Genomic DNA, 9136 nt, shown 5'->3' with positions numbered 1-9136 from the left:
AACGCCAACTCCGGGGCCCAGCCGGGCCGCAGCTACCAGGGGCCCTACGGCTACGTGATCGAATGAGCGCACCTCGTTTCATCGCCCTGGCGCTGACCGTCGCCTTGTCGGCCTGCGCCGCGACGCCGCCGCTCCAGGCTGGGCAGGCGCCCACGGCGCGCACGCCGACCGAACTCTGGAAAGCCGATGTCACCACGCAGCCGGAGGAGATTCGGCTGGCGGTGCGGGCTCAGGGTCTGTCTTCGAACCAGGCGGGCGCCCTGACTACATTCGCCGACACTTGGCGTAGCTCCGACGGCGGCGAGGTCGTCGTCCAGGCCCCGGTCGGCGGTCCCGATCCTGGCGCCGTCTCCCGCTCGGGCGAGAACGCGCGATCCTTCCTGGTCGAGCAGGGCGTGCCCGCCAATGCGATCCGCCTGATTGGCTACGACGCCAAGGGCGAGGCCGCGGCCCCCCTGATCGTCGGCTTCCTGCGGTATGCAGTGATTATCCCGTCTTGCGGTCGGTCCTGGACCAACGTCGCTCACTCGATGACCAATGAGGTTCAGCCGAACTTCGGATGCGCGGTCACCGCCAACATGGCCGCGCAGGTCGCCAATCCCGCCGACCTGGCCACGCCGCGGACGCTCGATCCGGCCGACGCCCAGCGACGCGCCGTCGTGCTCGACAAGTACCGCAAGGGCGAACTGACCTCGTCGGAGGCGGACGAGAAGGCCAAGGGTACGGTCTCTCTGGTGGTGAAGTGATGAAGCCGCAGCAGGGCCAGGACCCTTTCGACCTGGATTTCGAAGCCGACGACGACTTCTCGGTGTCTCAGACCGACGCTTGGCGTGAGCCGCCGCCGTCCGCCGCGGCGGCGGAAGATCCGTTCGCCAGCTTGCCGCCCCTACCGGACGTCGAGCCGGAGGTACAGGCGTTCGATGATCCCCGCGCAGAGCCTGAAACCGTGGTCTTGCCGCCGCTTCCGGCTCAGGTCAGCCATCCGGTCCACGACATGCTGGTCGGGGCGGAGGCCGCGTTCGGCGAGACGCCCGTGCCGCGGATCACCATCCACATCTTCTGCGTCGCCGCGGAAACCGCCGAACTCGCCGAGCGCGCCGCCTTGGATCGACGGATGGAGCGCGCGACCGTCGTGACCCGCATGGGCGGCCTGCCGGCGGCTGTCGCGACCTATCAATCCCAGCCGACACCGTCGCTGGTCATGGTCGAGAGCGCCGATCCAGGTCCCGAGTTGCTGACGCTGCTGGATCGCTTGGCCGAGGTCTGTGATCCGGGCACCAAGGTCCTGGTGATCGGGGCCGCCAACGACATCGCCCTCTACCGCGAACTGATGCGCCGCGGCGTCTCGGAGTATCTGGTTCCGCCGCTCACGCCACTGCTGCTCGTGCGTGCGGTGACCGGCCTCTATTCCGACCCTTCCGCTCCGTTCATCGGCCGGCAGATCGCCTTCTGCGGGGCCAAGGGCGGATCGGGTTCCTCAACCATCGCGCACAACATCGCCTATTCGATCACCGAGCGGCTGCAGACCGGGGCCGTTTTGGTCGATCTCGACCTACCCTTCGGTACCGCCGGCCTCGACTTCAACCAGGACCCCTTGCAGGGGGTGGTGGACGCGCTGTCCCAGCCCGACCGCCTCGATCCTGTGCTGATGGATCGCATGATGGCCCGCTGCACCGAGCGGCTGTCGCTGTTCGCCGCGCCCGCCAGCCTGGACGGCGACTACGACATTTCCGCCGAGGCGTTTGAAGAAGTTACTCAGAAAATCCGCGCCGCCGCCCCGTTCGTGGTGCTTGACCTGCCGCACGTCTGGACCGCCTGGAAGCGCAAGATCCTGCTGTCGTCGGACGACCTGGTGATCGTGGCGACACCCGACCTGGCTTCGCTGCGCAACGCTAAGAATGTGATCGATCTGGTGCGCCGCGCCCGACCCAACGACGCCCCGCCGCGTCTGGTGATCAACCAAGTCGGCGTTCCTGGCCGCCCCGAGATTCCGGTCAAGGACTTCGGCGAGGCGCTAGGCCTGACGCCGGCTCTGTGCCTCCCGTTTGATCCGAAGCTGTTTGGCCAGGCCGCCAATAATGGCCAGATGCTGACCGAAGTGAACCCCAAGTCGCGTTCGGCCGAAGGGATCGACCACCTGGCCGAGCAGATCGCGCGACGCGAGCCGCCGGCCCAGCAGAAGTCTTCACTGCTCTCCGGCCTCTTCAAGAAGAAGTAGCATGTTCGGCAAGCGCCCCTCGGCGAACGAGGCCTCGGCTCCGCGCCAGGCACCGCCCCCACCAGGGGATGACGCGGGCGTCGCCGTGCGTCCAAAGCCAGAGCCCGCCGCGACTATCCAAATTCAGCCGAAGGCCGAGCGCGGCAAGCCGGTCGCCGGTCCGAAGGCGACGCCGGCCTTCGAACAGCTTCGGGCCGCTCAAGGGCCTGCGCCCACGACCCAGGTCGTGCGCGAGCAGAGCGACTACTACCACTCGACCAAGACCGTCATCTTCAACGCCCTCATCAACACCATTGATCTGGCTCAGCTCGCGCAGCTGGACACCAAGCAGGCGGCTGAAGAAATCCGCGACATCGTCGCCGAGTTGGTGGCGATAAAGAACGTTTCGATGTCGGTGGTCGAGCAGGACATGCTTGTCCAGGACATCATCAACGACGTCCTGGGCTATGGGCCGCTGGAGCCGTTGCTAGCGCGGGACGACATCGCCGACATCATGGTCAATGGTGCGGGCCGCGTGTTCATCGAGGTCGGCGGTAAGGTCCAGCTGACTAATGTCCGCTTCCGCGACAACGCTCAGCTGATGAACATCTGTCAGCGGATCGTCAGCCAGGTCGGACGCCGGGTCGATGAAAGCTCGCCGATCTGCGACGCCCGTCTGCCGGACGGCAGCCGCGTGAACGTCATCGCGCCGCCGTTGGCGCTGGACGGCCCGACCCTGACCATCCGGAAATTCCGGAAAGACAAACTGACCATGAAGAACCTGGTGGAGTACGCCTCCATCAGTCCGGAAGGCGCCCGGGTCCTAGGCGTCATCGGCGCGTGCCGATGCAATCTGGTGATCTCCGGCGGGACCGGCTCTGGCAAGACCACCCTGCTCAACACCCTGACCGCCTTCATCGACCCGGCCGAGCGCGTCATCACCTGCGAGGACGCCGCCGAACTGCAATTGCAGCAGCCCCATGTGGTGCGCCTGGAGACCCGGCCGCCGAACCTGGAAGGCCAGGGCCAGATCACCATGCGCGACCTGGTGAAGAACTGCCTGCGGATGCGCCCGGAGCGGATCATCGTCGGCGAAGTCCGCGGCCCCGAAGCCTTCGACCTGCTGCAGGCGATGAACACCGGCCACGACGGCTCAATGGGAACGCTGCACGCCAACAGCCCGCGCGAGGCGATCAGCCGGATGGAGTCCATGATCACCATGGGCGGCTATGGCCTGCCCTCGCGGACCATCCGCGAGATGATCGTCGGATCGGTCGACGTGATCATCCAGGCCGCGCGCCTGCGCGACGGCTCGCGACGGATCACCCACATCACCGAGGTGGTGGGGCTGGAAGGCGACGTGATCATCACCCAGGATCTCTTTGTCTACGAGATCACCGGTGACGACGCCGACGGCAACGTCCTGGGACGGCATAGGTCGACCGGCATCGCTCGTCCGCGCTTCTGGGACCGCGCCCGCTACTACGGCCTGGAGCGCGAACTCGCCGAAGCGCTCGACGCGGCGGAATAGCGATGCTCCTCACCCTGTTGATCGCGGTTCTGGGTTTCATCGCCATCGCCGGCGTCGGTTTCGCTCTGGCCGGCGGCTCGGGATCGGCCGACGCCAAGACCATGAAACGCGCCCAGGCCATCGTCGGCGGGGGCGAGGCGGCACGCGATGCGCGTAGGCGCCCGGCCGCGGCTCAGGACCAGCGGCGGAAACAGATCCTGAAGACCCTGCGCGATCAGGACCGCCAGCAGAAGAAAGCCACGCTCAGCATTTCAGCTAGACTGCAGCAGGCTGGGCTGGGGATCAGCGTCCGGACTTTCTGGGTGATCAGCGCGACCGTGGGGCTGGTGACGTTCGGCTTGGTGATCGCCTTGGGCCAATCGCCGTTGATCGCCTTGGGCCTGGCTTTCGCCGGCGGCCTTGGTCTGCCGCGCTGGGTGGTGGGGTTTATCGCGAACCGGCGGATCAAGAAGTTCACCTCGGACTTCCCCGACGCCATGGACATCATCGTGCGGGGCATCCGGTCCGGGCTGCCGGTCCATGACAGCCTGCGCGTCATCGCCCAGGAATCTCCCGAGCCGCTCGCCAGCCAGTTTCATCGACTGGTCGAGAGCATCAGCATGGGCGTCTCGGTCGATCAGGCGCTGGAGAAGATGCACGAGAACATGCCGACCTCCGAGGTCCGCTTCTTCGCCATCGTGCTGGCCATACAGCAGAAGACCGGCGGCAACCTCGCCGAAGCCCTGTCCAACCTCTCCACCGTGATTCGAGCCCGGAAGCTCATGCGTGAAAAGGTCAAGGCGCTGTCGGGCGAGGCGGTGGCCTCGGCGGTGATCATCGGGTCGCTGCCGCCGGCGGTCGCGGGCCTGATCAGCATGACGGCGCCGGACTATATGAAGCCGTTGTTCACCGATCCGCGCGGTCACATGATGCTGATGGTGGGGGCGTTCTGGATGACGCTTGGCATCGTCAGCATGCGCAAGATGATCAACTTCAAAATGTGACCGGCCAGCGAACATGATCTCCATGCTCACCAATCCGGACAACATCCTGGCGGCCTTCGTGGCGCTGGTTTGTTTTGCGACGATCGTCTCCATCGCCACGCCGATGTTTGGCCGTTCCAACCTCGAGAACCGGCTCAAGTCGGTGTCTACTCGCCGTGAGGAACTGCGGCGAAAGTCTCGGGAGGCCCTGGCCACCAAGGGTGGGCAAAGCAGCCTGCGGCATACGGACGAGGGTATGTACAAGCGGGTCGTCGATCGCCTGCAGCTATCCCGGCTGCTGGAGGACCCGAAGGTGGTGGAAAAGCTCGCCCAGGCCGGTTTCCGCGGACCGCGTCCCGTTTCGACCTTCTACTTCTTCCGCTTTGTCCTGCCGTTCGCCTTCGGAGCGATCGTCGCGGTCTACCTATTCCTGATCAACGATTTCGGCTTGCCGAGCATGCAACGGATCGCTCTGTCCGTGGGCGGCCTCGCCCTAGGCTACTACGCTCCGAACATCTTCATCAGCAATGTCGCCCAGAAGCGGCGTGACTCGGTGATGGGCGCGTTTCCCGATGCGTTGGACCTGCTGCTGATTTGCGTCGAGAGCGGCATGTCGATCGAGGCGGCGATCCAGAAGGTCAGCCAGGAAATCGGCGGTTCCTCCATCGAGCTGGCGGAAGAACTGACCCTGCTGACCGCCGAGATTTCCTATCTGCCGGAACGCCGTCAAGCCTATGAAGGCCTGGCCCGGCGAACCAACCACCCGGGGATCAAGTCGGTGACAACCGCCATGATCCAGGCCGAACGCTATGGCACCCCGCTGGGCTCGGCCCTGCGGGTGATGGCCAAGGAAAACCGCGACATGCGGCTGGCCGCCGCCGAGAAGAAGGCGGCTCAGCTTCCGGCCAAGCTCACCGTGCCGATGATCCTGTTCTTCCTGCCCGTCCTGTTCATCGTGATCCTGGGGCCGGCGGTGATGACGGTCATGGACATGATGGCCTCGGGTGGCGCGCCCAGCTAGGGGCGGACTAGTGCAGCGGGCCGCCGGCGATGGTGATGCGGTGCATCAGGCGGCGCTGGCCCTGATAGTCGTTCATGGCCAGGTGCCAGGTGGCGCGGTTGTCCCAGATCGCCATCGAGCCGGGCTTCCACTGGAAGCGATGGACGAACTCCGGCTTGATCGCGTGCTGATAGAGGTAGCCGAGCAGGGCGGCGCTCTCCTCGCGGCTCCAGCCTTCGAATCCCAAGGTGAAGGCCGGGTTCACATAGAGCGCCTTGCGGCCGCTGCCGGGGTGGGTGATCACCGCCGGGTGCACCGCCCAGGGGTTCTCGGCGTGCCCGGCGAGGTGGGCCTGGTCGGTTTTCCCGTAGACGCCTTCCATGCCGTAGATGTGCTCGGAGGCGTGACGCGCCTTCAGGCCTGACAGGGTCGCCTTCAGCCCGTCCGACAGCGCCTCATATGCCGCGTACATGTTGGCGAACTGGGTGTCGCCGCCAGTGGGCGGGGTCTCGATGGCCAGCAGGACCGAGCCCATGGCCGGGGCCTGGTCGTAGCTGTGGTCGGTGTGCCAGCCGCCGCCGATGTTGGTCTTCTGCTCTTCGGTCTTCTCGACCTTGGCGATCTGCGGATAGCGTTCGGTCTTGGGGAAATAGCGGTTCAGCACGATCGGGCCGATGCGCTCGGCGAAGGCGATCTGTTCTTCGGGCGTCAGGTGCTGGTCGTGCAGGAAGGCGACGCCGCGATTGTAGACGGTGTCGCGGATCAGGTTGATCTCGGCGTCGGTCGCCTTCGGCACGGCGATGTTGGCGATCTCGGCGCCGCAGCCTTCGGTCTCGCGGACGATGGCGGTCATGGTCGCCTCCCTGGCGGTGTTTGTTTCACATAGTGTATGCCGGCGTTGGTCTGTGATTGTCACTTGGGTTACAATGTGGCCATGAGCGAGGATCGGGATCAGGCGCTGGGGCTGTTGCACGCGGCGCGTTGGCTGGAGGCCTATGAGCCGGGCTTGGCCGAGGCGCTGGTGGCGGAGGGGGCGCTGAGCCGTCTGCGGGCCGGCCAGTGGGCGCAGGCCGAGGGCGACGAGGAGACCGGGCTGATGGTGGTGATCGAGGGGGCGGTCGATCTGTTTTGCCAGGCCCCCGGCGACCGGGAGGTGCGGATCAGCCACGCGGGGGCGGGCGCCGCGCTGGGCCAGACCATGCGGTTTGGCGGCGGTCCGCGGCTGGTGACGGCGGTCTGCGCCGAGCCGAGCCTGCTGCTGCGGGTTTCCGATGCCGGGCTGGAGCGGATCGCGCGCCTGCGGCCCGACATCTGGCGAGCGATGGCGACCGTGGTCTATTTTCAACTCCGCAACGCCTTGCAGATGGCCGCCGAGGTCGCCGCCCTGCCGCCGCGCCAGAGGCTGGCGTCGCGGTTGCTGATGCTGGCGCGGGGCCGCGCCGCGCCGGCCGTGCTCAATATCAGCCAGCAGGGCTTGGCGGAGATGATCGGCCTGACCCGCAAGACCGTGAACGGCCATCTGGCCGTCCTCCAGCGGGAGGGCGCGGTGCGGCTCGACTACGGCCGCATCTGGGTCGAGGACGTCAGGCGCCTGCAGGCGGTCGCCGACAGCTAGGGCTGAGCGGCGCGCACGCCTTCCCAGGAGCGGCCCGAAGCGGCTGGAGCGCTGGTCGCTCCGCGCAGCCAGGCCATGTTGTTGTCGACGGTTTCGGGCGGCAAATCCTGGCGGGCGAGGCGTTCGGCCTCGGCGAGGCGGCCCTGCAGACCCAGCACAAGGGCCAGGTTTTGACGCACGACAATGGGCGCGTCGGGCTTGGCGGCGGCCTGGCGCAACATCGTCTCGGCCTGGGCGGCGTCGCCGTGGGCGGCGTGGTAGAGCGCCAGATTGCTGATCGCCGAAGGGTTCTCAGGCGCGAGGCTCAGCGCCAGCCGATGGGCGGCGAGCGCCTCGTCGGGGCGCTGGGCCTGCTCATAGGCCACGCCCAGCAGCGAGGGGATGCGCCAGTCGCGCGGCGCCAGGGCCTGGGCCTCGCGCGCTGGCTCGATGGCGTAGAACCCTTGGCCACGACCGATGTGGGCGCGGGCGATCTCCAGCTTGGCCTCGATGTTCCGAGGCTGGGCGAGGGCGACCTTCTGGGCCGCGACGATGGCGTCGGGATAGTTGCCCATCTGACGCAGCGCTTGGGACAGTTGCAGCCCGGCCTCGGCGTCGGCTGGATCGTTGCTTGCCTCCCTGGTCCAGAAGGCGGCGCGGGCGAGGGGATCGAGCCCCTTGATCTGGGCTCGTTCCTGCGGCGTGGCCTTGCGCGACGCGCTCGCAGCGTCCGCGACGCTCGCCGCCTTGTCAGGCTTGGCCGCCAGCGCAGGGCCAGACGCCAGGCAAAGGGCGAGGGCGGTTGCGGCGAGGGCCGACATGCGACACATGAAAGTCTCGGGCTCCGGATGATGGCCTGGCCACCATCCCTTGCCCGCTTAAAGGAAGCGTTAAGTATAATGCCGCCGAGTGGGCGGCCTGGAGAACGCCATGACCGAAGTCGTCGTCGATCACACCGAGGACGCCGTCCCGGTCCACGCGCTCTACGAGAAGGACGTGCCGGGCTTCCTCGCCGGACGCCAGGCCTTCGTGAAGGCCTTCGCCGAGCTTTCCGATTTCAAGGGCAAGGCCGGCCAGGTCCTGGTCACGCCCAACACCGAGGGCGGGATCGACCGGGTGCTGTTCGGCCTGGGCGAACGCGCCGACGCCATGACCTTCCGCGCCCTGGCGGCCAAGCTGCCGGCTGGCGATTATCGGATCGCCTCCGCGCCGCCTGAAATCGCCGCCGAGCAGATCGCCCTGGCCTTCGCGCTCGGGAGCTACCGGTTCGACCGCTACAAGAAAAAGAAGGACGATCGCCCCCGGCTGGTCGCCGCCGAGCAGGTCAATGTCGCCGAGGTGCGCAGCATCGCCCACGCCTGCGCCCTAGCCCGCGATATGGTCAACACCCCGCCCAACGACATGGGCCCGCTGCAGATCGAGACCATCGCCCGCGAGATCGCCGAGCAGTACGGCGCCTCGATCACCGTCGTGACCGGCGAGGGCCTGCTGGAAGCCAACTATCCCGCCGTCCACGCGGTCGGCCGCGCGGCGGTTCCGCACCGCGCGCCGCGGATGATCGAGATTTCCTGGGGACGGGCCGGCCAGCCGCTGATCGCCCTGGTCGGCAAGGGCGTGGTGTTCGACACCGGCGGCCTCGACATCAAGCCCTCGGCCGGCATGCGCAACAGGAAGCAGCACCTGGGCGGCGCCGCCCACGTCCTGGCGCTCGGCCGCATGATCATGGCCGCCAACCTGCCGGTGCGGCTGGCGATCCTGATTCCGGTGGTGGAAAACGCCATTTCCGGCGACGCCATGCGGCCGGGCGATGTGCTGGACAGCCGCAAGGGCCTGACCATCGAGGTAGGCAACA

General features: G+C 67.1%; 9 protein-coding genes. 7 read left to right on the top strand and 2 right to left on the bottom strand.

Annotated features, from left to right (window positions below):
* The first annotated feature begins 62 nt into the window (after positions 1-62).
* The 5 genes from Q7T84_RS09930 to Q7T84_RS09910 are packed head-to-tail and all read left to right on the top strand — an operon-like array spanning position 63 to position 5711.
* Positions 63-746 carry a CpaD family pilus assembly protein gene (locus Q7T84_RS09930; RefSeq protein ID WP_304808298.1) on the top strand — a complete coding sequence of 228 codons (684 nt, stop codon included), beginning with the start codon at positions 63-65 and terminating at the stop codon, positions 744-746.
* The gene (locus Q7T84_RS09925) at positions 746-2218 is read left to right on the top strand and encodes a CpaE family protein (RefSeq protein ID WP_304808296.1); all 1473 of its coding nucleotides are present in this window, start codon (positions 746-748) and stop codon (positions 2216-2218) included. Before Q7T84_RS09930 ends, Q7T84_RS09925 begins: the two co-directional genes overlap by 1 nt.
* Position 2219: 1 nt before the next feature.
* Positions 2220-3728, top strand: coding sequence for a CpaF family protein (locus Q7T84_RS09920; protein WP_304808294.1), 1509 nt, complete (start codon positions 2220-2222; stop codon positions 3726-3728).
* Between the two features lie 2 nt (positions 3729-3730).
* The gene (locus Q7T84_RS09915; protein WP_304808292.1) at positions 3731-4711 is read left to right on the top strand and encodes a type II secretion system F family protein; all 981 of its coding nucleotides are present in this window, start codon (positions 3731-3733) and stop codon (positions 4709-4711) included.
* A gap of 13 nt (positions 4712-4724) precedes the next feature.
* Positions 4725-5711, top strand: coding sequence for a type II secretion system F family protein (locus Q7T84_RS09910; protein WP_304808290.1), 987 nt, complete (start codon positions 4725-4727; stop codon positions 5709-5711).
* Positions 5712-5718: 7 nt separating this feature from the next.
* Here the strand turns inward: Q7T84_RS09910 and Q7T84_RS09905 are convergent, their stop codons facing one another.
* Positions 5719-6543 carry a TauD/TfdA family dioxygenase gene (locus Q7T84_RS09905; protein WP_304808288.1) on the bottom strand — a complete coding sequence of 275 codons (825 nt, stop codon included), beginning with the start codon at positions 6541-6543 and terminating at the stop codon, positions 5719-5721.
* 81 nt (positions 6544-6624) lie between these two features.
* Here Q7T84_RS09905 and Q7T84_RS09900 point away from each other — a divergent pair, with 81 nt between their 5' ends.
* Entirely contained in the window at positions 6625-7305 is a 681-nt protein-coding gene (locus tag Q7T84_RS09900) for a Crp/Fnr family transcriptional regulator (RefSeq protein ID WP_304808287.1), read from the top strand.
* On the opposite strand, the gene Q7T84_RS09895 is transcribed toward Q7T84_RS09900, so the two are convergent.
* Positions 7302-8105 (bottom strand): tetratricopeptide repeat protein, encoded by an 804-nt coding sequence (locus tag Q7T84_RS09895; RefSeq protein ID WP_370653644.1) that lies wholly within the window; start codon positions 8103-8105, stop codon positions 7302-7304. The two genes, Q7T84_RS09900 and Q7T84_RS09895, sit on opposite strands and share 4 nt — an antisense overlap.
* A 109-nt stretch (positions 8106-8214) precedes the next feature.
* Here Q7T84_RS09895 and Q7T84_RS09890 point away from each other — a divergent pair.
* Positions 8215-9136: M17 family metallopeptidase (locus Q7T84_RS09890; protein ID WP_304808284.1), on the top strand; the 922-nt coding region annotated here is incomplete at its 3' end.

The sequence above is a fragment of the Phenylobacterium sp. genome (genome assembly GCF_030654915.1).
In the GTDB taxonomy this organism is placed as follows: Bacteria; Pseudomonadota; Alphaproteobacteria; order Caulobacterales; family Caulobacteraceae; genus Phenylobacterium.
Note: the sequence above shows the minus strand (reverse complement) of the source record. Positions and strands in the feature narration are given on the sequence as shown.

Excerpts from the sequence above, each read along its gene's own strand:
- Q7T84_RS09930 (WP_304808298.1), top strand. The coding sequence starts at position 63 with ATGAGCGCACCTCGTTTCATCGCCCTGGCGCTGACCGTCGCCTTGTCG.
- Q7T84_RS09925 (WP_304808296.1), top strand. The coding sequence starts at position 746 with ATGAAGCCGCAGCAGGGCCAGGACCCTTTCGACCTGGATTTCGAAGCC.
- Q7T84_RS09920 (WP_304808294.1), top strand. The coding sequence starts at position 2,220 with ATGTTCGGCAAGCGCCCCTCGGCGAACGAGGCCTCGGCTCCGCGCCAG.
- Q7T84_RS09915 (WP_304808292.1), top strand. The coding sequence starts at position 3,731 with ATGCTCCTCACCCTGTTGATCGCGGTTCTGGGTTTCATCGCCATCGCC.
- Q7T84_RS09910 (WP_304808290.1), top strand. The coding sequence starts at position 4,725 with ATGATCTCCATGCTCACCAATCCGGACAACATCCTGGCGGCCTTCGTG.
- Q7T84_RS09905 (WP_304808288.1), bottom strand. The coding sequence starts at position 6,543 with ATGACCGCCATCGTCCGCGAGACCGAAGGCTGCGGCGCCGAGATCGCC.
- Q7T84_RS09900 (WP_304808287.1), top strand. The coding sequence starts at position 6,625 with ATGAGCGAGGATCGGGATCAGGCGCTGGGGCTGTTGCACGCGGCGCGT.
- Q7T84_RS09895 (WP_370653644.1), bottom strand. The coding sequence starts at position 8,105 with ATGTCGGCCCTCGCCGCAACCGCCCTCGCCCTTTGCCTGGCGTCTGGC.